The organism is Pseudomonas sp. LFS074 (assembly GCF_047978165.1).
In the GTDB taxonomy this organism is placed as follows: Bacteria; Pseudomonadota; Gammaproteobacteria; order Pseudomonadales; family Pseudomonadaceae; genus Aquipseudomonas; species Aquipseudomonas putida_P.
This window is the reverse complement of sequence record NZ_JBFPFV010000001.1, coordinates 1633970-1658984: the sequence shown is the minus strand read 5'-3', so window position 1 is coordinate 1658984 and position 25015 is coordinate 1633970. Positions and strand designations below refer to the sequence as shown.

General features: G+C 62.7%; 19 protein-coding genes. 2 read left to right on the top strand and 17 right to left on the bottom strand.

Annotation, left to right across the window (positions count from 1 at the left end):
- Nucleotides 1-17: 17 nt before the first annotated feature.
- The 13 genes from truA to leuC form a co-directional block, all read right to left on the bottom strand.
- A complete protein-coding gene (gene truA, locus ACNQP3_RS07660; RefSeq protein ID WP_264316909.1) occupies nucleotides 18-878 on the bottom strand; it encodes a tRNA pseudouridine(38-40) synthase TruA in 861 nt (286 codons plus the stop codon).
- Between the two features lie 130 nt (nucleotides 879-1008).
- Nucleotides 1009-3747 carry a FimV/HubP family polar landmark protein gene (locus ACNQP3_RS07655; RefSeq protein ID WP_264316908.1) on the bottom strand — a complete coding sequence of 913 codons (2739 nt, stop codon included), beginning with the start codon at nucleotides 3745-3747 and terminating at the stop codon, nucleotides 1009-1011.
- A 71-nt stretch (nucleotides 3748-3818) separates the two neighbouring features.
- Complete coding sequence (locus ACNQP3_RS07650) at nucleotides 3819-4823, bottom strand: aspartate-semialdehyde dehydrogenase (RefSeq protein ID WP_060493361.1); 1005 nt, start codon at nucleotides 4821-4823, stop codon at nucleotides 3819-3821.
- An 83-nt stretch (nucleotides 4824-4906) separates the two neighbouring features.
- Nucleotides 4907-6379: a surface lipoprotein assembly modifier gene (locus tag ACNQP3_RS07645; RefSeq protein WP_264316907.1), complete on the bottom strand. Its 1473-nt coding sequence runs from the start codon at nucleotides 6377-6379 to the stop codon at nucleotides 4907-4909.
- 91 nt (nucleotides 6380-6470) lie between these two features.
- Complete coding sequence (locus ACNQP3_RS07640) at nucleotides 6471-7229, bottom strand: Slam-dependent surface lipoprotein (protein ID WP_041166420.1); 759 nt, start codon at nucleotides 7227-7229, stop codon at nucleotides 6471-6473.
- 87 nt (nucleotides 7230-7316) lie between these two features.
- The gene (locus ACNQP3_RS07635) at nucleotides 7317-10454 is read right to left on the bottom strand and encodes a TonB-dependent receptor domain-containing protein (RefSeq protein ID WP_264316906.1); all 3138 of its coding nucleotides are present in this window, start codon (nucleotides 10452-10454) and stop codon (nucleotides 7317-7319) included.
- A 109-nt stretch (nucleotides 10455-10563) separates the two neighbouring features.
- Nucleotides 10564-11562 (bottom strand): FecR family protein, encoded by a 999-nt coding sequence (locus ACNQP3_RS07630; RefSeq protein WP_264316905.1) that lies wholly within the window; start codon nucleotides 11560-11562, stop codon nucleotides 10564-10566.
- 60 nt (nucleotides 11563-11622) lie between these two features.
- Entirely contained in the window at nucleotides 11623-12114 is a 492-nt protein-coding gene (locus ACNQP3_RS07625; protein ID WP_012271193.1) for an RNA polymerase sigma factor, read from the bottom strand.
- A 210-nt stretch (nucleotides 12115-12324) separates the two neighbouring features.
- Nucleotides 12325-13437, bottom strand: a complete 1113-nt coding sequence (gene asd / locus ACNQP3_RS07620) for an aspartate-semialdehyde dehydrogenase (protein ID WP_012271192.1) — start codon at nucleotides 13435-13437, stop codon at nucleotides 12325-12327.
- Between the two features lie 63 nt (nucleotides 13438-13500).
- A complete protein-coding gene (leuB, locus tag ACNQP3_RS07615; protein WP_012271191.1) occupies nucleotides 13501-14583 on the bottom strand; it encodes a 3-isopropylmalate dehydrogenase in 1083 nt (360 codons plus the stop codon).
- Between the two features lie 54 nt (nucleotides 14584-14637).
- Nucleotides 14638-15402, bottom strand: a complete 765-nt coding sequence (locus ACNQP3_RS07610; protein ID WP_060493364.1) for a class I SAM-dependent methyltransferase — start codon at nucleotides 15400-15402, stop codon at nucleotides 14638-14640.
- Nucleotides 15403-15492: 90 nt separating this feature from the next.
- The gene (gene leuD, locus ACNQP3_RS07605; RefSeq protein ID WP_012271189.1) at nucleotides 15493-16137 is read right to left on the bottom strand and encodes a 3-isopropylmalate dehydratase small subunit; all 645 of its coding nucleotides are present in this window, start codon (nucleotides 16135-16137) and stop codon (nucleotides 15493-15495) included.
- Nucleotides 16134-17567 (bottom strand): 3-isopropylmalate dehydratase large subunit, encoded by a 1434-nt coding sequence (gene leuC, locus ACNQP3_RS07600; protein ID WP_264316904.1) that lies wholly within the window; start codon nucleotides 17565-17567, stop codon nucleotides 16134-16136. The genes leuD and leuC overlap by 4 nt, the downstream gene beginning before the upstream one ends.
- A 131-nt stretch (nucleotides 17568-17698) precedes the next feature.
- Between leuC and ACNQP3_RS07595 the strand changes: the two genes are divergently transcribed.
- Together ACNQP3_RS07595 and ACNQP3_RS07590 are read left to right on the top strand one after the other, a co-directional pair.
- The gene (locus ACNQP3_RS07595) at nucleotides 17699-18577 is read left to right on the top strand and encodes a LysR family transcriptional regulator (RefSeq protein ID WP_012271187.1); all 879 of its coding nucleotides are present in this window, start codon (nucleotides 17699-17701) and stop codon (nucleotides 18575-18577) included.
- 62 nt (nucleotides 18578-18639) lie between these two features.
- Nucleotides 18640-21936 carry a PAS domain S-box protein gene (locus tag ACNQP3_RS07590; protein ID WP_012271186.1) on the top strand — a complete coding sequence of 1099 codons (3297 nt, stop codon included), beginning with the start codon at nucleotides 18640-18642 and terminating at the stop codon, nucleotides 21934-21936.
- Between the two features lie 57 nt (nucleotides 21937-21993).
- Here the strand turns inward: ACNQP3_RS07590 and ACNQP3_RS07585 are convergent, their stop codons facing one another.
- From ACNQP3_RS07585 to ACNQP3_RS07570, 4 genes are all read right to left on the bottom strand, one after another.
- Complete coding sequence (locus tag ACNQP3_RS07585) at nucleotides 21994-22437, bottom strand: Hsp20 family protein (RefSeq protein WP_012271185.1); 444 nt, start codon at nucleotides 22435-22437, stop codon at nucleotides 21994-21996.
- Nucleotides 22438-22609: 172 nt separating this feature from the next.
- Nucleotides 22610-23581: a tRNA dihydrouridine synthase gene (locus ACNQP3_RS07580; RefSeq protein ID WP_060494531.1), complete on the bottom strand. Its 972-nt coding sequence runs from the start codon at nucleotides 23579-23581 to the stop codon at nucleotides 22610-22612.
- 51 nt (nucleotides 23582-23632) lie between these two features.
- The gene (locus ACNQP3_RS07575; RefSeq protein WP_012271183.1) at nucleotides 23633-24067 is read right to left on the bottom strand and encodes an acyl-CoA thioesterase; all 435 of its coding nucleotides are present in this window, start codon (nucleotides 24065-24067) and stop codon (nucleotides 23633-23635) included.
- A gap of 108 nt (nucleotides 24068-24175) precedes the next feature.
- Complete coding sequence (locus ACNQP3_RS07570; protein WP_012271182.1) at nucleotides 24176-25009, bottom strand: alpha/beta fold hydrolase; 834 nt, start codon at nucleotides 25007-25009, stop codon at nucleotides 24176-24178.
- Between the last annotated feature and the right edge of the window lie 6 nt (nucleotides 25010-25015).

Sequence of the window (25015 nt, the reverse complement as noted above, 5' to 3'; positions counted from 1 at the left end):
AAATGGCTTTTCGCCCGTCAGTCTGCCAACGCCTCGTAACCGCTCAAAAAGTGTGGGCCGATGTAACGCTTGGGCAGCGCAAATTCCTCGGGGTACTCCACCTGCACCAGATAAAGCCCGTACGGGTGGGCGGTTACCCCACCTTCGCGGCGGTTACGCCCTTCGAGCACCTCGCGCGCCCAGGTGACTGGGCGCTCACCGGCGCCAATGGCCATCAGCACACCGGCAATGTTGCGCACCATGTGATGCAGAAAAGCAGTGGCACGCACGTCCAGCACGATCATCTGGCCATGACGGGTAACGCGCAGGTGGTAGATGTGCTTGATCGGTGACTTGGCCTGGCACTGGCTGGCGCGGAAGGCGCTGAAGTCGTGGGTGCCGAGCAGAAACTGCGCGGCCTCGGCCATGCGCTCGACGTCCAGCGGACGGTGGTTCCAGGTCACTTCCTCGGCCAGGTGCGCCGGGCGGATCGGGTCGTTGTAGATGACATAGCGGTAGCGCCGGGCGCAGGCCTTGAAGCGGGCATGGAAGTCGGCCGGCATTGGCTGCGACCAGACAACGCTGATGTCGTGCGGCAGGTTGAAGTTGGTGCCCATGGTCCAGGCGCGCTCGTCACGCACGGCACGGGTGTCGAAGTGCACGATCTGCCCGCTGCCATGGACCCCGGCGTCGGTACGCCCGGCGCAAATCACCGAAATCGGCTCGTTGGCAACCTTGGACAGGGCTTGTTCCAGGGCCTGCTGGACACTCGGTACACCGCTGGCCTGGCGCTGCCAGCCGCGGTAGCGCGCGCCCTTGTATTCCACGCCCAGGGCGATACGGGAGAAGCCTTCGGCCGCGGATTCGGCGGTAGCGGTGTCGATGATGTCCAAGCGCATGAAACCTGTGGGTGTACGGAATGGCGGGGATTATAACGACAACGGCAGCCGTGTAGGGCTGCCGTTGGATATGCACTGCGTTTGAGGGCCTCTTCGCGGGCTTGCCGCGAAGAGGCCGGCGCAGTCAACCTCAGACCAGGCGAGAGAGCATGTCCTCGGCTTCCTGGCGCTGGCTGTCGTCGCCGTCCTTGACCACTTCGTCGAGGATGTCGCGCGCACCCTGGCTGTCGCCCATGTCGATATAGGCACGGGCCAGATCGAGTTTGGTAGCCACTTCGTCACTGCCGGAGAAGAAGTCGAAGTCCAGGTCGTCCAAAGGCTCGGGCTCGGGCTGCGCAACCGCGTCCTCGCGGGTGAAGTGCGGCTCCAGCGATGGCGATTCGAGGCTCTGCGACAGCTTGTCCAGCTCGGCGTTGACGTCGTCCAGCTCCGAGGCAAAGCGCTTGGCTGCGGGCGAGTCGTCTTCCAGCGACAGGGACAAGTCGAAGTCCGACGGCATATCGAACTCGGACACTGGGTCAAATGCCGGCTCGCTGTCGAAGGCGGCCAGTTCGGCGGCGACATCAACCGGTTCTTGCGCCAGCGCGTCAGGAGCAGCTGGGGCAACCGGCTCGCTGATATCGAGGTCGAAATCAGACAGGTCCACGGCAGATTGTGGCTCAGCCTGAGCCAGCATGGCCTCGAAATCAGCGTCGGCGCTGTCTTGCAGCTCGGCATCCACGGCGAACGGCTGTTCTTCTGGCTGAGCGTCTTCCAGCTCTGGCTCATCCAGCACAGGCTCGGCGATGACCAACTCGTCGGGCACAGGCTCCTGGGCCATCGGCTCATCCAGCAACGGCGCTGCCAGCGGGTCTTCCTCGGGCAGGTCTTCACCCAGGCTCAGGTCGAATGCGCTGTCCAGATCCTGCTCATCCAGGCCCGAAGCATCGAGTGTCGGCACGTCATCGAAGGCCTCCAGCTCTGCTTCAGGCTCTGCTTGCGCGACAACCTCGGGTTCGGCCTCTACTTGTGGCTCGAACTCAGGCACCTCGTCAGGCACCACATCCGCAACCACCGGGGCCTCGGGCTCGTCGTGCAGCAGCTCCTGCACGTACTGTTCATCCATCTCGGCAGCCAGCGCCGCCGCACCCAGGCCGGCAGCAGCCAGGCCGAGCATGGCAGGATAACGCTCTTTCAGCCCGGCGACTTCGGCAACGTTCTGCTCGCCGGCCGACAGCTGGCGCTCCTGCTCGGCGAACGCGCTCTGGTCACCCTGGCGAGCGTACACATCCATCAGCTTCAGACGCAGGTCGTCACGCTCCGGCGCTGCGGCCACAGCGGGCTCCAGCAGGTCGGCGGCGCGATTCAGACGGCCTTCGGCCAGGCACTGATCGACTTCTGCAAGCAGTGCGGCGTGCGGGTCTGCTTGTGGTTCAAGCTCGGGCTCTGCCTCGGCAACGGGTGCCGACACTTTTTCCGCAGCGACAGCGGCGGCGGCGGAAGCTGCGACCACAGCCGGCGACAGGGTCACGCTCGGTTCCGAGACTTCGACGCCATCGAGGCTCTCGGTATCGCTGTCGAAGCCTGTGCCCTGCTCTTCTTCCAGCGCACGCGCCATGCGCAGGTGCTTTTCAGCTTCTTGCTGGGCCTTGCGCTTGCGAGCCAGCAGCAATAGCAGAAGCAGCAGCACCAGGAACGCGCTACCGGCGATCAGCCACAGCAACAGCGGGTTGCCCATGATTTCGTCGACAACTCCTTGCGACTGGGCGGCAGGCGCCGGCTTGGGCGCGGTGGCGGCGGCAGGTGCCGGCTTGGCCGCTGGCGGCACGCTCGCCGCCGCAGGGGCCGAGGCCGGTGCAGCAGCCGCTGGGGCCGGCGTGGCTGCGCCTTGGGCTTCAAGGCGGGCCAACTGGTTGTTCTTCAGCTCGATAAGACGCTGCAGCTTGTCCAGCTGGCTCTGCAGGTCGCTCATGCGGCTCTTGAGTTCTTCATTGTCGCGGCGGCTGGTGTCAAGGCTTTCCTGGGCCACCGCCAGCTTGTCATTCAACGCCTTGGCCTGGCCGGCACCGGCCTGGTTGCCCGGGCTGACCAGGCGCAGGTTGTCGCCTTGGGCGATACGCGACGGCGCGGCCTCGGCAGCGCCACGGCGGGTGGCATCCAACTGGCGCGCACGCGGCCCCAGGCGGCGGCCTTCTCGCCAGGCGGCATATTGTTCGGCCACCTCGCTGTTCGCCTCGGCCTGCGCAATGTTCTGGATCTGCTGCTGGTCGGGCAGGCGCAGCACCTGGCCAACCTTCAACTGGTTGATGTTGTTGCCAATGAAGGCGTCCGGGTTCAACGCCTGGATCGCGATCATGGCCTGCTGGATAGAGCCACCCTGGGTGTTGCGCGCGGCAATTTGCCACAAGGTGTCGCGGCGCTGGGTGGTGTAACTGCTGGCACCGGTTGTAGCCGGCGTGACATTGCCCGCCGCCGGTTTGTCGCCCTGGGCCTTGGCCTGGTCGAGCAACACGCTGTAGTCACGCAGCAGGCGGCCCTGCGGCCACATCACCTGGACCAGAAACTTGACCACTGGCCCTGGCAGCGGCTGGCTGGAAGTCACCCGCAGCACGCTCTTGCCGTTGGGGTTGATCACCGGTGTGAAGGTCAGGTCTTCGAGGTAGGTCGGAAATGCCACCCCGGCCTTGCTGAACTCTTCCGGTGGCGCCAGGCTCGGCGCCACTTCGGCGGCTTTGAGGTCGCGCACGTCGAGCAATTCGATCTCGGCGTCCAACGGCTGATTCTGTGCCGACTTCAGGGTCAGCTCCCCCAGGCCCAGCGCATTCGCCATGCCAGACGACAGCGCGGATGCTGCAGCCATGGCCAGAACCAGTTTGCGAATTCGAAGCATGACCTCTTCCTTTGTATGAATCGTCCCGAAACCTGCATGCGGAGCAGGACAAAAGTGCTCGACAGTATCTTTTACGGCATGTGTTTAATCAACAATTGCGCCACTTGCACGGCATTGAGTGCGGCGCCTTTGCGCACGTTGTCGGTGGTCAGCCAGAGGTTGAGCTGCTGGTCTTCATCAACACCGTGACGTACACGACCAACATAGACCACGTCTTGGCCCACTGCGTCACCTACCGGGGTCGGATAATCATCACGCTCCACCAGCTCAACACTTTCGGCGCTCTCCAGGGCCTGATTGACCGCTTCCAGGTCAACCGGGCGACGGCTCTGCACGGCCACACTGAAGCTATCGCCGAAAAACACCGGGACTTGAACACAGCTCACGGAAATCTTCAGTTCAGGCAGCCCCAGCAGCACGCGCAGCTCGCTGACCAGCCGGCGCTCCAGTGCCGTATGGCCCTGTTCATCGGCAGCACCGACCTGGGCCAGCAGGTTGAACGCTACCTGGCGGTCGAAGAAGCGCGGCTCCAGCGGCCGGGCGTTGAGCAGTTCGGCGGTTTGCCGGGCCAGTTCGCTGACCGCTTCACGGCCTTGCGCAGACACCGCCAGCGCGGCCATCACCTGTACCCGCTCGATGTCCAGCAGGCCCTTGAGCGGCGCCAGCGCGACCGCCAGGGCAACCGCCGCCGAGCACGGGCTGACAATACGCGCCGGCAGGGCCAGGCCCGTCAGGCGTTGCGCGTTGGCTTCAGGCACCAGGGCCAGGCCACCGTCCAGCTCACCGGACAGGTCGATGACCGTGCAGCCCGCCTGCAGCGCCTTGCCGGCAAAGCTGCGGCTGACGGCGGCGCCAGTGGCGAAGAAAGCCAGTTTTACCTGGGCGAAATCGAAGCTGTCGACCTCGCGCACCTTCAGCTTCTTGCCGGCGAACATCACGCTGCTGCCTGCCGACTCCATACTGGCCAGCAGGTGCAGGGTGGCGACCGGGAACGCCAGTTCTTCGAGCACCTGTACCAGGGTTTCACCGACGCTGCCGGTGGCGCCGACGACGGCGATATCGAATGTAGGGTTCATGATGCGGTCTGCCTCTGGCGAAACGGGAGCGGCACTTTACTCGCATTGCCCGATCGAGGCCAACGCCGTCGCTAGGCTGGCAGTCAGAACTGCTTCTCCAGCTTGAGGCTGACGCTGTTGCGCTCCCAGCTGTACAGCCAGTCGACGTTGCTGTTCACCTTGTTGTACTTGAAGGTCAGGCTGGGTACCAGGTCGTGGAAGGCCAGGCCCGGTGCGCGCACGATAAAGGTATAGCCCTGCTCCTCTTCATGACGCCGGTCATCGAGCAAGGCACTGTAGGCGTCGTACTGGCGGGTGCGCCAGGAGGCGAACAGCACAGTGCTCAGGCCGATGTCGAAGTCCTTGGCAACGCCCAGGCGCAGGCCCCTCTGGAAGTAGGCTTCGGTAGCATCGCGGGTGTTGCGGTCGGTGAGGTCGAAGCCGCCGAACAGCACCCACTGCTGTGGCAGGGCTTGCCACAAAGTGGCGTACACGGAGGCTGCGCTGCCGTCATAGGTGTCCGCGGCCTGGCGGCGGTAGGCCATGTCCTTGTATTCGCCTTCCAGCTTGAGCATGCGCGTGACCGAAAGGTTGTGCATCCATTCACCGCGCAGGCCCCAGGCTGAGTACATCGGGTCACTGCCAATGCGGTTGTATTCGAACTGTGGGCCCAGGCTGTACTGGTTGCGCCCGTCCTGATAGCTGTAGCCGGTGTTACCGATGAAGGTGTCTTCGTTGTACTTGCTCTCTTTGTCGTAAGCCTGCCCGTAGGCGAGCGCCCGGCCGAATACGCCATGGTGGCCGGACAGCGCTACGCGCTTGTTCAGTGTGGCTTCGTAGTCGATGCCTTGTGCCGACACTGCCTTGGGCATCTTGCGCTCGACCAGGTACACCCCGTCACTGGTTTCCAGGCGGTAGTGGGTGGTGCTCTCCGAGGACTGGTTGAGGTTGTCGTTCCAGGTCGGGCCGATGGCAAGCGAGCCTTGCCAGCTTTCGCGGTGGTCCAGCGCCTCGATGAAACTGTCGACGGTATTGCCCAGGCCCTGGTTGCGCGCATCGGCTGGGCCCAGGCTTTGGCTGATCTGACGGAAAGCCTCAGCTGACTCGCGGTCCTTGCGGTTTTCGAACAGCACCCGGGCCAGTTCGAGCTGGCCGGGGAGAAAGTCGCCCTGCAACGTCAACAACTGGCGGTAGTGCGCCTCGGCTTGCTCCAAGTCGCCACGCGAGCGAGCCAATGCGCCATCGGCGTAGGCCAGCAGCATCCGGTCGTGGCCTGGCAGCGCGACGTAGCGGGCGCGGAATGCAGTCACAGCCGCCCATTGCTGGCGCTGCACCGAAACATAAAGGGCACGGCCCAGGTCATCAAGGTTGTTCTCTACCCGGTACGTCTGGCCATCGATGACCAGCGTCGTGCCAGCGATTTCGTCCTTGAGCAGCTCTCGCTCCTGACGGTTGGCGCGGTATTCAATGCTCTGGTTCAGGCGCAGGTTGGTGTCCTGGTCGGCCAAAGCAGTGAGGGGGAAAGAAAGCGGGAGGGACAGCAACAAGACGTAATGCAGGCGTGAAGGCTGGGGCATTGCTTGGCTCTCGGGGGGCCTTGAAATAGCTGCAATCAGGGCCGCAAGGCGGCCCTGATGCACTTAACTGACCAGCATCAAGCGGGTCGGCTTACTTCTTCACACCACCGAACGCGGTGTCGTAGTTACGGTTTTCGAACTTGGCGATACCGGCCAGGGAAGCGGCAGCGCCCGCGCCGAAGAAACTGCCCTGAGTGGTGCCCTTGGACAACTGCGCGTTGTTGGTCGGGTTGAGTGCCAGGGCCGCGCCAGAGAAGGCAGCGGTCGATTTGTCGATGTTGGCCGCCAACTGGACTTTCAGTGCACCGTTAGCCAGGTTACCGGTCAGGGTCGGGGCAGCAGCGCCGAAGCTCGCAGTCAGGTCACCCGACAACAGGTTGCCACCGGAGTAGTTGCTGATGCCCTGGACGGCATAGGAAACGTTGGTGGTCGGCAGCACGCGCCCCGTGGTATCACCGGAGTAGTAGACGACGCGGGTCGGGTCATTGTTGGTACCGTTCTGCGACCATTCGCCGAAGTAGACTTGCTGGGTGGAAACCTGCTTGAAGTCAAAGTTACCCAGGGTAGCGTGCGATGGCGGCATCATGGCTGTAGTGATAGTGGTCACACCATGGGTATCAGCCGCGACCATGCCCTTGAGGCCGCTGAACGCAACTTTCGTACCGTTGTAGAAAGCCGACACACCCACGGCAGGCGCGCCCGCTTCACCGGGATGATTGGTAGAGTTGCCTTGGGCGCCACCCACTACGATGGCGCCTGTGTAGCTCTGCCCCGAGGCGGTGTCAGCCTGCGCAACACCAGCCAGACCCAGGAGTGCAACTGCAAGTACGGAAACATTGAACGCTTTCATTTCATAATCCATTGATAAGTTAATAGTATCCAACACACAAGCACGTCCGACGTTCGGCGCCGTTCACCCGTCCATAATCAATTCACCTCAGAAGTTTGCTGTTAAACCGATTTTCAGTGTTCGGCCTGGTGCGGGCATGGCCGACCGGGTCAAAGGGTCCAAATAATAGAGATTGGTCAGGTTGGTGCCGACCAACTCGACACTCACGTCGTCGGTGAGCTTGTAGTTGACATACGCGTCATAGGTCACAATGTCATCCCAGGACAATGGCGTATTCAGGTAGTAACTAACCATGGGATTACCGCTGTAGTTACTGTGAAACTTGCTGTCATGTCCCTTGTAGTAAATGACACGCCCACCCACTTCCAGGCGACGGTCAAGGAAACGTGCGCCCAACCCAAGGTTGGCGGACCATTCAGGCATTGCCATACCCACCAGGTAACCACCGATAAAGCCGTCATCCACGCAGTTCGGGGTAGCGCCGGTGGCGTCCAGTTGCATCGCCGAGTTTTCATCGCACACTTCATTCTTGAGCACATGCGCCACGCTCAAGTCAGTGAAAAAACCGCCATTATCGTATCGGCCTTGTAACTCAACGCCTGCGGTAGTTTGTTTCTCTATATTGGAGAACACCAACTGCGGGCTACGCTCGATGACGTCATTGGTCGTGTTGTGATAATACGTTAGCTTTACATCCGCCTGCTCACTGCCCCACCAACCACTCAGGTTATGGATATAGGCGACTTCATAGTTATGCGCATGTTCAGGCTTCAAGTCCCATGGCGTCAGCGAAGCCGAGAAACCAACGGTACTTTCGAACATGCTTGGGTAACGGATCGCTTCGCTGTAACGAAGGTAAAATCGGCCGTTCTCCGACGTGTAGAATGTGGCGGACAGGTTGGGCACCCACCCCTGATCCTTGCGGTGCCGCGCAGAGGTATCGACTGCCTGATTGACCAGATTACCCTCACTGTCGACAGCATCTGCAGCACCGCTGTACAGGGCAGCGCTGCATGTCACTATTTCCTCGCCAGCGGCTGCAGCCGCGATGCACGGGTTGTTACTACGCTGATACTTTCCCTTGCCGTCATGCGCCCAGTGTTTTTTCTGGTCCACATCGAGAACGTACGGCGTACTCGCTTCAATAGATGCCTTATCAGCCTGCCGTTCGGCTTCGCTATAGCCGAACATGTCCCAGAACATTTGTGCGAATTGAAGTTTTTCATCCACAACTGCGCGCCACTCCTCCTGCGACAGCTGTTTACGCGTGGTATACCAGAGCTCTTTACCGCTTGGGACAACCTGAGTACTCACGCCCGTGTCACGCTGCTGACGCTTGAGAAAATCATCGAACGACCAGTACGAGGAGTAGCGCCCACCCGCTGTGAAGCGTGCAAAGGAAACGGGCTGCCAATCGAAGTTGAAGTTGTATTCCTGCTCTTCGCGACGCCCGGCCCTGGGAAACAGACGCGTTGCCGAGAACGTGGTCGGGTCATAGATGCTGTCGCCCGAACTTAGCTTTTCATGCTGGTAGCTCCCGCCCAACGTCAAATCCAGGCTGTCGAGCAACTTCAACTTGTTGCTGACCGTGAGCCCGGCCCGGTCATGCTTGGCATTGGCCACAGCGGTATTACGAAACTCGCGATTCTGCGCCGTGGTTTCGTTGGGAACGCCACCCGAACTGTAGGTATCGCTGACGGTCCGGGTCATCCACAAGTTCGAGTAGAAGTCGACCCAGCGGTTGTCTTCTGGGTTGAGCTTGTACTCCACGTTATAGGCCTTGCTGTCTACATGGCTCAGCGGCCACTGCGGCACGCCGTAGGTCGCGGCATCATAGGTACTCCCCGGTGTGAAAAATGAAATACGCGAGGGCAGGATCTCGCCATACAACGAGTCAGTGGCACGGTAGCCAAATTCCAGGCGCTGGCCCTCGTCGATCTTCCAGGTAGCCTTGGCCAGCCACGACTCCATCTTGCTGGAACTGTTCGGTACTTCATCGCCAGGCTTGTAGATGCGCGCCAGATTGGGCACGTAGTCCCACTTGCCATCCACCAACTCGCCACTGGCGTAGTAACTGCTCTTTTTCTTGCCCGCGTAGTGGTTGCCCTTTTCCCGGTAGGCGTAGGCGCCCATCAGGTCGAAATGCTCCTGGCGCGTACCCAGTGCCAACCGGTAGGCCTTGTCGTCGCTCGACAGCAGGTCGTTGCTGCTACTGGTGCGCGGGTGCTTGTACAGCGACGGGTCGTAGTACGAATTGATCGGAATGTACTGGTAATCCGCACCGGGCATCTGCCCGGTCATCAGTGTGGGCAGCTTCGGGGATACCGAATTGTTGCTGCCCTCGATCTTGAACTCGCCGCCGAATGCTTCGCCCTCCTTGAGGATGTCATCGACGCTCAGGGTATTGGCCACCACCGCGCCGCCGACACCGCTGTAGACATTGCGCTCCAGGTTCGGCCCCTTGATTACCTTGATCGAACCGATCAGGTTGGGGTCGATGTAGTTGCGGTTGTTGGCCCCCATGTAGCCGCGGTACACGGTCAGCGCCTGCTCGGTGCCGTCGATGGTCAGCGGCACCCGCCCAGGGCCCTGGATGCCACGTACGTTCGGGTCCAGCGCACCGCTGTTGCGGGCGTCGCCGCTGTAGACGTTGAGCATGCCCTTGAACACGTCGGCGGGGGCGGCGCCCTTGTAGCGCTCGATCTGCTCCTTGCCGGCGTAGACGGTGGAAATGTCCTGGTCGTAGATGTCGCTGTAGCCCTTCTCGTCCCGCGAGCGGCCGTCACGCTGGCCGTACACGTAGGTCGGGTGAAGGTCATCGGTGCCAGCGCTGGTGGCCGATTGCAGGTGGATCACCGGGCGGTCGGGCCCGCCACTCAGGCTGAAGCTGATCGGCAAACCACTCAGCAATTGCTTGAGCGCACCTTCCAGAGAGAAACGGCCCTGTACCGGGTTGGCGTACAGGCCATTGAAGGCCTCGCCGGTCAGGTAAAGCTCGGCGCCCGCCTGGCGTGCCAGCTGCAACATGGCATCTTCAAGTGCCCCGCCCTTCACATCGAATTGATGGTACTGGCCGGCCTGGCTGCGTGCGTCGCCAGCCGGGTCGGTGGCGGCCATGGCAGGCAGTACCGGCGTGGCGCCGCAGCAGGCCAACAGTGCCAGCTGAATCCCCAGGCTCAGCGTTCCACGTTGGGGGGCAAGACGCCCTGAAGCTCCCTTTGACATCGTTTCCAAGCACCCTAGCTAAAGACAAATAAGAGTTATTTGCATTCATTAACGTGCGAAGCTGGAAAACACAGTAGAGCGATATGATCTATTAAATGGTTTTTTTAGATCAGTAAATCAGCATTAGACCTGGAAGCTCCAGCACCCGGGCATGTGCCTGCCTGGCCAACTGCCTCAGGGAGTCATCGACGTGGTCGACCCGTGCCACGGCATTCACCGGCAGGCGCCGCAGCGCATCGCCGCGCACCAGCGTCAACCCTGCGCGATAACGGCCTAACTGCTCGACTGCCTGGGCCAGGGTCTGCTGGCGCAGCACCACCCTGCCCTCCTGCCAGCTGGCCAGTTCCTCCGGGGATTGCTCCAGTGGCTTGAGCCCGGCATGTGGGCCGAAATACAGACTGTCGCCTTGCTGCAGCACGGCAGATGCCGAAACATCGTCCAGGCCATGGGAAACCAGGTTGATTTCAACGCTGTGCTGCAGCACGCCCACCCAGCCAGAGCGGTCATCCCTGTCGACCGCGACCAGATAACGAGTGCCACGAGCGGTGATGGTTGCCCCTGGCGTGCTGACAGTGAAGGGTCGTGGCTCCGCTTCGCCAACGGGTGAAGGGCTGAAGACTGCCTCGCCGTGCTTGAGGCGCACCATACGTCGCTGGCCGTCATACGCGATGCTGAGAATACTGCGGCTGCCCAGCACAAGCTGGCTACCATCGCCCAATGTGACATGGCGCACTTCGCCATAGCCGGTCTGGTAGTCGGCGCCCAGGCCCTGCACCCAGAATGGCGGTGCCAGCCACAACCAACAGGCCATCGCGAATCCGCTGAGTACGCCACCACTGGCCCATGGCCGTTGCCATATAGCCTGTAGCCAGCCCTGCGGCCCGGCGGCGCGAGCTGGACGCGGTGGCCGCACATACCCCTGACGCAGCGCCGCACTGGCTTGCCAGGCGCGGTCGAAGCGCTGGGCGACGGCAGCATGCCGGGGGTCGGCTTCCAGCCAACGCCGATAGGCCGCTTGCTCGGCGGGACCGAGGCGACCTTGGCGGTGTTTCATGACCCAATCGGCGGCCTTGCGCTCGATCGGGTCAACAGGTTCTGAGGGGTTCACGGTGCGATGTTTGCTGCCTGTTGGTGTTTTTCTGGTAGCCCGGCCAGGTCAGCGCCTGGTCTAGTGATCAGGCTCAAGCCCTCGGCCGATCCTGGCCAGGGCACTGGCCAGGTGTTTTTGTACGGAACTTGTGGAAATTCGTAAATACTCGGCAGCCTCTTTGTGCGTCATGCCCTCCACCCGGCACAGCAGGAACACGTTGCGGGTGCGCTCGGGCAGCAACTCCAGGGTTGCGTGCAGGCGCTCAAGCTCTAATGCGCCCAGGGCCTGGTCCTCTGGCGAACTGGCTTCATCGATCAGGCCGTCGAAGATACTGGCCGGCTCGGCCTCGTAGCGCTTGCTGCCATAGCGCCGATGATGGTCGATCATCAGGTTGTGGGCAACGCGGAACAGGTAGGCCGGGGTCGCGAGCAGCCGCTCTACTCCATCCATCTGTGCCAGGCGCAGGAACGTTTCCTGGACGATGTCCGCTGCCAGGCTGGGCGTGCAGTTCTTGCGCAGCAGGTAGCGGTGCAAGGCGGTGGCATGTTCGTTGAAGAGTTGTTCCAGCACGTCAGCACTTTCCTATGCTCAGGCAAACTGGGGAGGCCGATTATAATGAGAATATTTCTCGTTAAGCCAGGCATTTTGCCACTCCAGGACGCCGCTGTTACAAAACAAAAAAAGCCTGGCAGAAGGCGATTTTTGTAGGAGCCGCGCCGCATGCTGGTAATAAAAAACCCGCGCTGTCACCAGCGCGGGTTTTTAGTCAAAGCAGAGCGATCAACGCTCCAGCAGAATCCGCAGCATGCGGCGCAGCGGTTCGGCGGCGCCCCACAGCAGCTGGTCACCCACGGTGAACGCGCCCAGGTACTGCGAACCCATGTTCAGCTTGCGCAGGCGGCCAACCGGGATGTTCAGGGTGCCGGTGACCTTGGTTGGGGTCAGTTCCTGCATGCTGATTTCACGCTGGTTAGGCACCAGCTTCACCCATGGGTTGTGCTGGCTGATCATGCCTTCGATGTCGGCGATCGGCACGTCTTTGTTCAATTTGATGGTCAGCGCCTGGCTGTGGCAACGCATGGCGCCGATTCGCACGCAGATGCCATCGACCGGGATCGGGCTCTTGAAACGGCCGAGGATTTTGTTGGTCTCGGCCTGTGCCTTCCACTCTTCGCGGCTCTGGCCGTTCGGTAGTTCCTTGTCGATCCACGGGATCAGGCTGCCAGCCAGCGGCACGCCGAAGTTTTCGGTCGGGAACGCTTCGCTGCGCATGGCCTCGGCAACCTTGCGGTCGATGTCGAGGATGGCGCTGGCCGGGTTGGCCAGGTCTTCGGCAACGGCGGCATGGGTGGCGCCCATCTGCTTGATCAGCTCGCGCATGTTCTGCGCGCCGGCACCCGAGGCCGCCTGGTAGGTCATGGCGCTCATCCACTCGACCAGCCCGGCTTCGAACAGGCCGCCCAGGCCCATCAGCATCAGGCTGACGGTGCAGTTGCCGCCGATGTAGTTCTTGGTACCGGCGTCCAGCTGCTGGTCGATGACCTTGCGGTTGACCGGGTCGAGAACGATCACGGCGTCATCCTGCATACGCAGGGACGAAGCGGCGTCGATCCAGTACCCCTGCCAGCCGGCTTCACGCAGCTTGGGGAAGACCTCGTTGGTGTAGTCGCCGCCCTGGCAGGTCAGGATCACGTCGAGGGTCTTGAGTTCTTCAATCGAATAAGCGTCCTTCAGTGGCGCTGTATCCTTGCCCACGTTCGGGCCCTGGCCGCCAACATTGGAGGTAGTGAAGAACACCGGCTCGATAAGGTCGAAGTCCTGCTCCTCCAGCATCCGCTGCATGAGCACGGAACCGACCATACCGCGCCAACCGATCAGACCTACACGTTTCATCGCAACTACACCTTTGCTAAAAGTGGGCCGCCACCGGGAATTTTGGGTGGCGGGCCAGAGAGATTACAGATTCCGCAGCGCTGCGACTACTGCGTCGCCCATTTCCTGCGTACCAACTTTGCGGCAGCCTTCGGAGAAGATGTCGCCGGTGCGCAGGCCCTGGTCCAGAACCAGGCTCACGGCCTTCTCGATCGCCTCGGCGGCAGCCGACTGATTGAAGCTGTAACGCAGCATCATCGACACCGACAGGATGGTCGCCAGCGGGTTGGCGATGCCAAGGCCTGCGATGTCCGGCGCCGAGCCGTGGCACGGCTCGTACATGCCCTTGTTGTCGGCATCCAACGACGCCGAAGGCAGCATGCCGATGGAACCGGTCAGCATGGAAGCTTCATCCGACAGAATGTCACCGAACATGTTGTCGGTCACCATCACGTCGAACTGTTTGGGGGCACGAACGAGCTGCATGGCCGCGTTGTCGACGTACATGTGGCTCAGTTCCACATCCGGGTAGTCCTTGGCCACGTCTTCGACCACTTCACGCCACAGCTGGCTGGAGGCCAGGACGTTGGCCTTGTCCACCGAGCACAGCTTCTTGCCGCGCACGCGGGCCATGTCGAAGCCGACACGGGCAATGCGGCGCACTTCGCTCTCGCTGTAAGGCAGGGTGTCGTAGGCCTGGCGCTCGCCGCCTTCCAGCTCGCGCTGGCCACGCGGGGCACCGAAGTAGATACCACCGGTCAGCTCACGAACGATGAGGATGTCCAGGCCCGAAACGATTTCCGGCTTCAGCGACGAGGCATCGGCCAGTTGCGGGTAGAGGATGGCCGGGCGCAGGTTGGCGAACAGGCCCAGTTGCGAACGGATTTTCAGCAGGCCGCGCTCCGGGCGAATGTCTCGCTCGATCTTGTCCCACTTCGGGCCACCCACGGCGCCCAGCAGCACGGCATCGGCCTGGCGCGCACGCTCCAGGGTTTCGTCGGCCAGTGGCACGCCGTGCTTGTCGATGGCGGCACCGCCGATCACGTCGTGCGCCAGGCTGAAACCGAGCTGGAACTTGTCGTTGGCCAGCTCCAGCACCTTGACCGCTTCGGCCATGATTTCCGGGCCGATACCGTCACCTGGGAGAATCAGAATCTGCTTGCTCATGCTTTCCTCTATCCATTCACGCGGTGCGGCCAAACGGGCCCCACCGAAAAGTGCTTAACGCTCGGCCCACAGCACCAGCACATCGGTGCTGAACGAGCCATCGGCCTCGATTTGGTAATACTGCCGTACTTCTTCGCCCATGGCTTGCTGCAATTGGCGGATGGCCACTCGCATCGGTTCTGGGGTGCGCATGCGCTCTACCCAGGTGTTCCACTCCAGGCGCAGCGGCTGACGGGTGTGGCTGCGCACATGCAGGCCGGCTTCGCTGACCTGGCGCTGCCATTCGGCGGCGGAGTAGTCGCGCACATGGCTGGTGTCGCGCAACACTTCGACCGTTTGCAGGTAGGTGTCGAGCAACGGGCTGCCCGGCGACATCACGTCGATGAACGCCGCCACGCCACCCGGCTTGAGCACCCGGCGCACTTCGCGCAGGGCCAGGCCCAGGTCGCTCCAGTGATGGGCCGAGTAGCGGCTGAAGACGAAGTCGAACGAGGCATCGGCGAACGGCAGGCGTTCGGCGGCGCCGCGCTCGGTGGCGATATTGGCCAGGCCGCGCTCGGCAGCGGCGCTGGCGACCACGTCGAGCATGGATTGCGAGAGGTCGTAGGCGACCACCTCGGCGACCAGCGGGGCGACGTGGAAGCTGACATGACCGGCACCGCAGCCCAGGTCCAGCACGCGAGCATGGGCCTGCCCTGCCAGCTCGGCTTGCAGCAGGGCAAACTCACTGCCCTGGGCGTGCACGGCGCTGCTGAGGTAGGCGTTGGCCTGTTCGCCGAACTGGCGTTGGACCACGTCGGTGTGGGTGGTGCTGGTCATGGGAGCATTCCTTTCGATTGTCATCACCAGTGCCGGCCTCATCGCGGGACAACCCCGCTCCCGCAAGGCCAGCACTCACTGCTATATCACTCAGGCATCACGGAACAGCCAAGGCTGCCCGGCGCGGTGCTTGCCTTCGAAGGCCTTGATCGCATCGCTGTCCTGCAAGGTCAGGCCGATATCGTCCAGGCCGTTGAGCAGGCAGTGCTTGCGGAACGCGTCGATCTCGAAGTGCAGTACCTTGCCATCCGGGCGAGTCACTGCCTGGGCCTGCAAGTCGATGGTCAGTTGGTAGCCGGGGTTGGCTTCGACCTGCTTGAACAGCTCGTCCACTTCCTCATCGCTGAGGATGATTGGCAGCAAGCCGTTCTTGAAGCTGTTGTTGAAGAAGATATCGGCAAAGCTCGGCGCGATGATGCTACGGAAGCCATACTCGTCCAGCGCCCACGGGGCGTGCTCGCGGCTGGAGCCGCAACCGAAGTTCTCCCGCGCCAGCAACACGCTGGCACCCTGGTAGCGCGCGTGGTTGAGCACAAACTCCTGGTTGACCGGGCGCTTGCTGTTGTCCTGGTAGGGCTGGCCCACGTCCAGGTAACGCCACTCGTCGAACAGGTTCGGGCCAAAGCCGGTGCGCTTGATCGACTTCAAGAACTGCTTGGGGATGATCTGGTCGGTGTCGACGTTGGCACGGTCCAACGGCGCGACGAGGCCAGTGTGCTGGGTAAAGGCTTTCATGCTGCGCTCCCTTGGATCAACTCGCGGACATCGATGAAATGGCCGGCTACCGCAGCAGCGGCGGCCATGGCCGGGCTGACCAGGTGGGTACGACCACCGGCGCCCTGGCGGCCTTCGAAGTTGCGGTTGGAGGTGGACGCGCAATGCTCGCCGCTCTCCAGGCGGTCCGGGTTCATCGCCAGGCACATCGAGCAGCCCGGTTCACGCCATTCGAAACCGGCTTCGAGGAAGATCTTGTCCAGGCCTTCACGCTCGGCCTGGGCTTTGACCAGGCCCGAGCCCGGTACGACGATGGCTTGCTTGACGCTGGCGGCCACCTTGCGGCCCTTGGCGATTTCCGCCGCGGCGCGCAGGTCTTCGATACGCGAATTGGTGCACGAGCCGATGAACACGCGGTCCAGTTTGATATCGGTGATCGCCTGGTTGGCGATCAAGCCCATGTACTTCAACGCACGCTCGATCGAACCACGCTTGACCAGGTCGGCTTCGGCAGCCGGGTCCGGTACGCGCTGGTCGACGGCCAGGACCATCTCGGGCGAAGTGCCCCAGCTGACCTGTGGCTTGATCTGGCTGGCATCCAGCTCGACCACGGTGTCGAACACGGCGTCTTCATCCGACACCAGGTCTTTCCACGATTCGACCGCTTGCTTCCATTGCTCGCCTTTCGGCGCGTACGGGCGGCCTTCGACGTAGGCAACGGTAGTGGCGTCGGTCGCCACCAGGCCCACACGGGCACCGGCTTCGATGGACATGTTGCAGATGGTCATGCGGCCTTCCATCGACAGTTCGCGGATGGCGCTGCCAGCGAACTCCATGGCGTGGCCGTTGCCACCGGCCGTGCCGATCTTGCCGATCACGGCCAGCACGATGTCCTTGGCGGTAACGCCGGCTGGCAATTGGCCTTCCACGCGCACCAGCATGTTCTTCATCTTCTTGGCGACCAGGCACTGGGTGGCGAGCACGTGCTCGACCTCGGAGGTGCCGATGCCATGGGCCAAGGCACCGAAGGCGCCGTGGGTGGAAGTGTGCGAGTCACCGCAGACCACGGTCATGCCCGGCAAGGTGGCACCCTGCTCCGGGCTGATGACATGGACAATACCTTGGCGCTCGTCATTCATCTTGAATTCGACGATGCCGTATTCGTCACAGTTCTCGTCGAGGGTCTGCACCTGCAGGCGCGACACCTGGTCGACGATGGCCTCGATACCGCCCTTGCGCTCTGGCGTGGTCGGCACGTTATGGTCGGGCGTGGCGATGTTGGTGTCGATGCGCCACGGTTTGCGGTTGGCCAGGCGCAGGCCTTCGAAGGCCTGGGGCGACGTCACTTCGTGGATGATGTGGCGGTCGATGTAGATCAAGGACGAGCCGTCATCACGGCGCTTGACCTCATGGGCTTCCCAGAGTTTGTCGTAGAGCGTTTTGCCAGCCATCAGACTGTTCCTCATCAGCGTCTTTCTATGCCAAAGACCCCTTGGCTTGTACGGACGATGCTAGGGGGTTAGATTGAATAACTCAAATTCATAATTTTTATGCTTTGGATAACCCAAAGGAATACAAAACCATGGACCTGGCCAACCTCAGTGCCTTTATCGCCATAGCCGAAACCGGCAGCTTTTCCGGCGCGGCTGAACGCCTGTTCCTGACCCAGCCGGCCATCAGCAAACGCATCGCCGGCCTGGAACAGCAGTTGGACGTGCGCCTGTTCGACCGCCTGGGCCGCGAAGTCACCCTGACCGAAGCCGGGCGCGCCCTGCTGCCACGGGCCTACCAGATCCTCAACGTCCTTGATGATACCCGACGGGCGCTGACCAATCTGACCGGGGCCGTGAGCGGTCGCCTGACCCTGGCCACCAGCCATCACATCGGCCTGCACCGCCTGCCCCCGCTGCTACGGGCGTTCACCCGTCAATACCCGGCGGTGGCGCTGGATATTCAGTTCATGGATTCGGAACAGGCCTACGACGAGATTCTGCATGGCCGCGCCGAAATTGCCGTGATCACCCTCGCGCCCGAACCGCATCACCTGGTCAAGGCCGTGCCGGTGTGGGACGACGCCCTGGACTTCGTCGCCGCCCCCGAGCACCCACTGGCCAGCAACCAGGCGGTCAGCCTGGCTGACGTCGCCCGCCACCCAGCGGTATTCCCCGGCGGCAATACCTTTACCCACCATATTGTCCAGCGCCTGTTCGAAAGCCAGGGCCTGACGCCAAACATCGCCATGAGTACCAATTACCTGGAAACCATCAAGATGATGGTGTCGATCGGCCTGGCCTGGAGCGTGCTGCCACGCACCATGCTCGACGAACAGGTTGCACCCATCGCTTTGCCCGGCATACAGCTGTCGCGCCAGCTAGGCTACATCTTGCACACGGAGCGTACGCTATCGAACGCGGCCAGGGCATTCATGGCCCTGCTCGACAGCCACGCAGGGCCCGCCTGACCGGCCGTCAGCCAGGTATTTCCGATTCCAAGGACGCGTCATACGCCAAAGGTCTGGTACCGATGCCCAAATCAGCAAACCGCTTTTTGCGCCTGCCGCGAATACCTGCGGCTGATCCCCAGGAGTCCGAGCAGGCCTGGCAGAACGCGCCACAACTGCTGGCCGCGCTCAACGGCGCGCGCCTGGGCGCCTGGCTGTGGGACATCGAAAGCGGCAGGGTCAGCTGGTCGCGGGGCACCCAAGCCCTGTTCGGCTTCGATCCGCAGCGGCCACTGCCCGCCGATATCGATTACCTGGACCTGCTGCCCGAGGAGGATCGCGCCCGCACCCGCCAGGTGTTCCAGGCGGTGTTCAACGGCGAGCCCGTGGAGCAGGCCATGCGCCACCGTATCCGCTGGCCGGACGGTAGCCTGCACTGGCTTGAGATCAACGGCAGCCTGACCCACGACCCGCAGGGCCGGCCGCAGATGATCGGGGTGATCCGCGAAATCACCCGCCAGCGCGAACGGGAAACGGCGCTGATCAATTCGGAAAAGCGCTTCGCCACGCTGTTCCACCTCAGCCCCAACGCTATTTTGCTGACCCGTCGGCACGACGGCATGATTTTCGAAGTGAACCAGCATTTCGAGGACATGTTCGGCTGGCCCGGCAGCCAGGTGATCGGCAAGACCAGCCTGGAGTTGGGCCTGTGGGTCAACCCCGAACAGCGCCACCAGGTCATGGAATCCACCCGCGCCAACGGCGGCCCGCTGATCATGGAGGTGCAGTTCCGCGCCACCAGCGGCAAAGTGCATGACGGCATCCTCTGCACCCAGGGTATCGAGCTGGAGGGCGTGACCTTCCTGATCAGTACCTTCGTCGACACCACCGAACGCAAGCGCGCCGAGCAGGCCCTGAAAGACAGCCAGGAGCGCCTGGACCTGGCCCTGGACTCGGCGCAGCTGGGCACCTGGGACTGGCACATCCCCAGCGGCATGCTCTACGGCTCGGCCCGCGCCGCGCAGCTGCACGGCCTACCGCCGATCCCCTTTCATGAATCGTTCGATGCGTTTTTCGAAGGGGTACCGGAGCAGGAACGCAATTCGATGCGCCAGGCCTACCGCAGCCTGCGCGAAGGGCCTGCGGGCAATTACCAGATTACCTACCGGGTGCAGCTGGAAAGCGGCATTTCACGCTACATCGAAAGCCGCGCGCGGCTGTACCGCGACGAGCAGGGCAACCCGCTGCGCATGGCAGGCACCCTGCTCGACATTACCGACCAGGTGGAACGCGAGCAGCGCCTTAGCGCCTCGGAGGAGAAGTTTGCCAGCCTGTTCCAGGTCAGCCCCGACCCGATCTGCGTCACCCGCCAGGACACGGGCCAGTTCATCGAGATCAACCCGGCATTCACCCAGACCTTCGGCTGGAACGGCGAACAGGTACTTGGCCGCACTGCAGAAGAGATCGGCCTGTGGGCCGAGTCCATCGAGCGCGCGCAACGTATCGAGCGAGTGATCCGCGAGCAGGCCCTGAGCAACGTTGCCGTGGTGGTCAATCACCGCAATGGCGCGCCCCTGACCTGCGTGATTTCCAGCCGCCTGATCACCGTCGACGACCAGCCCTGCAGCGTTACCACCCTGCGCGACATTACCCAGCAGCAACGTGCCGAGGCCGCGCTCAAGTCCAGCGAAGAAAAGTTCGCCAAGGCCTTCCACTCCAGCCCCGACGCCATCACCATCACCGAACGCCACAGCGGCCGCTACCTGGAAATCAATGACGGCTTCTGCCGCCTGACCGGTTACAGCGCAGCCGAAGTGGTGGGCCACACGGTGTACGAGATCGGCATCTGGGCCGACGACAAGCAGCGCAGCGCACTGCTGGCCGAACTGCGCGAGCGTGGCCGGGTGCACCACCGCGAGATGCTCGGGCGCAACAAACGAGGCGATATCCTCACCGTTGAGGTTTCGGTGGAACCGATAACCCTCAATGAAGTGGACTGCCTGCTGCTGAACGCCCGCGACGTCAGCCAGCTGAAGAACGCCCAGGCACAGATACGCCACCTGGCCTACCACGACCCGCTGACCAACCTGCCAAACCGTGCCCTGCTGATGGACCGCCTGAGCCAGCAGATCGCCCTGCTCAAGCGCCATAACCTGCGCGGCGCCCTGCTGTTCCTCGACCTCGACCACTTCAAGCACATCAACGATTCGCTGGGCCACCCGGTGGGCGACACCGTGCTGAAGATCATCACCGCCCGACTGGAGGCCAGCGTGCGCCTGGAAGACACCGTGGCGCGGCTGGGTGGCGACGAATTCGTGGTGCTGCTCAGCGGCCTGGAAGGCAGCCGCGAACTGGTGGAAGAGAAGGTGCGCGAGCTGGCCGACACCCTGCGCGAACTGCTGGCCGAGCCGATGTCGCTGGATGGCCAGCGCCTGCAGGTGACACCCAGCATCGGCGTGGCACTGATCCCCGACCACGGCGCCACGCCGGCCGACCTGCTCAAGCGTGCCGATATCGCCCTGTACCGGGCCAAGGACTCGGGACGCAACACCACCCAACTGTTCCACACCACCATGCAGAAGGCCGCCAGCGAGCGCTTGCGCATGGAAAACGACCTGCGCCTGGCATTGGCCCGTGGCGAACTGGCGCTGCACTTCCAGCCGCAGGTGGATGCCCGCGACAACCGCATTGTCGGCGCCGAAGTGCTGCTGCGCTGGCACCACCCTCAACTGGGCCAGCAACCGCCCGCACAGTTCATTCAGGTGCTGGAAGAAAGCGGCCTGATCCTTGAAGTTGGCAGCTGGATTCTCGACGAAGCCTGCGACGCCTGCGCCCGCATGCTGACCGACGGGCTGATCGACGCCGATGACTTCAGCCTGTGCGTGAACATCAGCCCCAGGCAGTTCCGCCAGAACGACTTTGTCGGCCGGGTGCTGCGCAGCCTGGACGACTATCGCCTGCCGCGGCATATGCTGAAACTGGAAATCACCGAAGGCATTGTCATCCAGAATCTGGAAGACACCATCAGCAAGATGCGCGAACTGAAGCGCTACGGGGTGAGTTTTGCCATGGATGACTTTGGCACCGGCTATTCCTCGCTGACCTACCTCAAGCGCTTGCCGGTGGATGCGTTGAAGATCGACCAGACCTTCGTGCGCGATGCACCGATCGACCCCAACGACGCCGAAATCGTCCGCGCCATCGTCGCCATGGCCCGCAGCCTGGACCTGGCGGTGATTGCCGAAGGGGTGGAGCTGACCGAACAGCTGGAGTTTCTCGAACGGCTGGGCTGCCACCTGTACCAGGGCTACCTGCACAGCCGGCCGCTGCCGTTGCCGGAGTTTCGGCAGATGCTACTGGAGGCGCCCGCAGATTATTGAGCCGGCGTGTAAACGCAAGAAGGGCACCCGAGGGTGCCCTTCTTCACATCTGCGCCTTCAGTTCAGCGCTGGCTTGTCGCCATTGATCGGGATGCGCTTGGCCTTGGCTTCTTCAGGCACGATGCGCAGCAGGTCGATGCTGAGCAGGCCATTGGCCAGGCCGGCGGCCTTGACTTCGATATGGTCGGCCAGGCGGAACGACAGCTTGAAGGCGCGTTGCGCGATACCTTGGTGCAGGTAGGTCACCTCAGTGGCGCCATTTTCGCGCTTGCCACCGGTTACGGTCAGGACACCTTTTTCAACCTGCAGGTCGAGGTCCTGCTCCTGGAATCCGGCTGCGGCAACCACGATGCGGTAGTGGTCATCACCATGCTTTTCCACGTTGTAGGGCGGGTAGCTGCTACCGGCCTCATTACGCGCCGCGGACTCGAACAGGTCGTTGAAACGGTCGAAACCAACGGAATGGCGGAACAGTGGAGCGAGAGAGAAAGCGGTGGTCATGGTCATAAACTCCTGAGAATCAGCAAGTAAGTCATTACGCGACCCGACTTCGGCATCGCGTACTCAAGAGATATGGCCGAGGGAAATGCTTTCAAGGGGCAAGCAGAAAAAATCTGATTTCTTGCACGGGATCTGGTGGCTGCTTCGTCGGCAACCCCGCGAAGCAGCCGACTCAGGCAACACATGCTTCCAGAGCTTGAGGCTCAACCCCAAGCAAACGGCTGATCCGCGCGCAATCATCCTCCCGACGCAACTCGGCAAACAACACCACCGCTTCGGGGTAACTGCGGGTCAACATCGCCAGCCACTGCTTCATCCGCCCTGGCGCATAGCGCGGCGACAACTTGTTCTGGGCCTGGCGCCAGAACTCGCGCAACAACGGCAGCAGGTCATCCCAGCTCATCGGCTGATAGTCGCGCCCCTCACGCGCGGCGGCTATCTGCAGGCCCAGGTCTGGGCGCGACACCAGCCCACGGCCCAGCATGATATCTTCGGCCCCACTGACTTCACGGCAACGCCGCCAGTCGTCGACGGTCCAGATCTCGCCATTGGCGAACACCGGCACCTTGACCACATCCTGTACCCGCGCCACCCACTCCCAATGCGCGGGTGGCTTGTAGCCCTCGACCTTGGTCCGTGCGTGCACCACCAGGTGCGCAGAACCGCCTTCGGCCAGCGCCGTGGCGCACTCCAGCGCCCCATCAGGGCTGTCGAAGCCCAGCCGCATCTTCGACGTGACCGGGATATTTGCCGGAACCGCACGGCGTACTTCACGCACGATGGCATGCAGCAACTCCGGCTCCTTGAGCAGCACGGCACCACCGCGTGACTTGTTCACGGTCTTGGCCGGGCAACCGAAGTTCAGGTCGATCACCGGCGCCCCCAATTCACAAGCCAGCGCGGCGTTCTCCGCCAGGCACACCGGGTCCGAACCCAGCAACTGCACGCGCATGGGCACCCCGGCAGCCGTGCGCGCGCCCTGGCGTAATTCGGGCGCCAGCTTGTCGAACGAAGAAGGCGGCAGCAGGCGGTCGCACACGCGAATGAACTCGGTGACGCACCAGTCGATACCGCCCACGCGCGTCAGCACGTCGCGCAGGATGTTGTCGACCAGCCCCTCCATGGGGGCCAGGGCAATTTGCATGTTGGGGTCTCGGGGTAAAAAGCCGGCAGTCTAACAAAAATTGCCGGCGATTCAGGCGCCGATCAGCGCCGGACCGTAACCCTCGATGAATTCCGCCGGCATACGCTTGGGTTTACCGCTGGACAACTCGATGCAGGCAAAGGTGGTTTGCGCGCGCAGCAGGGTTACACCGTCACGTGGGCGCTTGAGCTGGAAGCGCCGGGTCATGCGCAGCCGCTGGTCCCAATCGATGATCCAGGTGGCCAGTTGCAGCTCGTCGTCCTCGTAGGCGGCAGCCAGATAATCAATTTCGTGACGCACCACGGCCATCGCCCGGTCCAGGCGCCGATACTCGGCCAGGTCCAGGCCCAGGCGCTGGGAGTGGCGCCACGCGCAGCGCTCCAGCCAGGTGACATAGACTGCATTGTTGGCGTGGCCGAGGCCGTCGATATCCTCGCTGCCGACGCGCAGGTCGATGACGAAGGGTGTTGCCAGGTCCCAGCTCATGTTCGCTTCCTTGGCGCAAAAAGTGAATTTAGCAGCGACCTGCAGAAGAATGTCCAGCCCTACCGCCCTGACACGGCCACTCCTGCAACGACAGGGGCAGCCTGCCAATCAGGCGCTTTGCCGCGCCGGTGCGGCTGCGCGGGCCAGCAATTCGAGCACGGCTTCACCCAGACGCGGGTCAGCCAGCACCCGCTGGTGGCCGCCCTCTTCCAGCAGCATCAGGCGGCTATCGAACCAGGCCTTATGGATTACATGGGCTTCATCGGGAGCCACCAAGGCATCATCGGCGGCATGCACCACCAACCCCGGCAATTCCAGCTGGTAACCGGTCACATCCAGCCGCGCGATCTGCATGCCCACATCCCGCTCAATCTGGCGAATGAACGCCGCCCGTGCCCGCGCCGGCAACCCCAGATGATGGGCAAAACCTCGCAACACGCCTAGCAGCCGCGCCGGGGCCGCAATGCTTACCGCCGATTCTGTGCGCAACCCCATCTGCAGGGCCAGCAACACACTGGCCCCCCCCATGGAATGGCCAATGACCGCACGCAGTGGCGGTAACTCGGCGGCAGCCTCAAGCAGCGCTCGGGCAAACAGCACCACATTGGCCTGCTCGCCAGGCGAACGCCCATGCCCCGGCCCCTCCAGCGACACTACCGTGTGCCCGGCCTGGACCAGGGTTTCGATCAAGGCGGCAAACTGGGTCGGGCGCCCTTCCCAGCCATGCATCAGCAGCACGGTCGGCCCCTGGCCCCAACGCAAGGCCGACAGGCCGAAGCGCAGGGTAATGCGCTCGGCGCTGGCCAGCATGGGCAGCTCCCAGTCCCGCGGCGGCAGGTTGCGCGGGGTCATGAAGGCACGACGCATCTTGCCCGCGACATGCTCAGGGGCCAGGCGGCCCAGGGTGCCATTGACACCACGAATCCAGCTCAGGGTGGTCATCGCCAT

Excerpts from the sequence above, each read along its gene's own strand:
- ACNQP3_RS07595 (WP_012271187.1), top strand. The coding sequence starts at position 17,699 with ATGGACCTGGCCAACCTCAGTGCCTTTATCGCCATAGCCGAAACCGGC.
- leuB (WP_012271191.1), bottom strand. The coding sequence starts at position 14,583 with ATGAGCAAGCAGATTCTGATTCTCCCAGGTGACGGTATCGGCCCGGAA.
- leuD (WP_012271189.1), bottom strand. The coding sequence starts at position 16,137 with ATGAAAGCCTTTACCCAGCACACTGGCCTCGTCGCGCCGTTGGACCGT.
- ACNQP3_RS07635 (WP_264316906.1), bottom strand. The coding sequence starts at position 10,454 with ATGTCAAAGGGAGCTTCAGGGCGTCTTGCCCCCCAACGTGGAACGCTG.
- ACNQP3_RS07650 (WP_060493361.1), bottom strand. The coding sequence starts at position 4,823 with ATGAACCCTACATTCGATATCGCCGTCGTCGGCGCCACCGGCAGCGTC.
- leuC (WP_264316904.1), bottom strand. The coding sequence starts at position 17,567 with ATGGCTGGCAAAACGCTCTACGACAAACTCTGGGAAGCCCATGAGGTC.
- ACNQP3_RS07610 (WP_060493364.1), bottom strand. The coding sequence starts at position 15,402 with ATGACCAGCACCACCCACACCGACGTGGTCCAACGCCAGTTCGGCGAA.
- ACNQP3_RS07590 (WP_012271186.1), top strand. The coding sequence starts at position 18,640 with ATGCCCAAATCAGCAAACCGCTTTTTGCGCCTGCCGCGAATACCTGCG.
- ACNQP3_RS07585 (WP_012271185.1), bottom strand. The coding sequence starts at position 22,437 with ATGACCACCGCTTTCTCTCTCGCTCCACTGTTCCGCCATTCCGTTGGT.
- truA (WP_264316909.1), bottom strand. The coding sequence starts at position 878 with ATGCGCTTGGACATCATCGACACCGCTACCGCCGAATCCGCGGCCGAA.
- ACNQP3_RS07580 (WP_060494531.1), bottom strand. The coding sequence starts at position 23,581 with ATGCAAATTGCCCTGGCCCCCATGGAGGGGCTGGTCGACAACATCCTG.
- ACNQP3_RS07655 (WP_264316908.1), bottom strand. The coding sequence starts at position 3,747 with ATGCTTCGAATTCGCAAACTGGTTCTGGCCATGGCTGCAGCATCCGCG.
- ACNQP3_RS07645 (WP_264316907.1), bottom strand. The coding sequence starts at position 6,379 with ATGCCCCAGCCTTCACGCCTGCATTACGTCTTGTTGCTGTCCCTCCCG.
- ACNQP3_RS07640 (WP_041166420.1), bottom strand. The coding sequence starts at position 7,229 with ATGAAAGCGTTCAATGTTTCCGTACTTGCAGTTGCACTCCTGGGTCTG.
- ACNQP3_RS07570 (WP_012271182.1), bottom strand. The coding sequence starts at position 25,009 with ATGACCACCCTGAGCTGGATTCGTGGTGTCAATGGCACCCTGGGCCGC.
- ACNQP3_RS07575 (WP_012271183.1), bottom strand. The coding sequence starts at position 24,067 with ATGAGCTGGGACCTGGCAACACCCTTCGTCATCGACCTGCGCGTCGGC.
- asd (WP_012271192.1), bottom strand. The coding sequence starts at position 13,437 with ATGAAACGTGTAGGTCTGATCGGTTGGCGCGGTATGGTCGGTTCCGTG.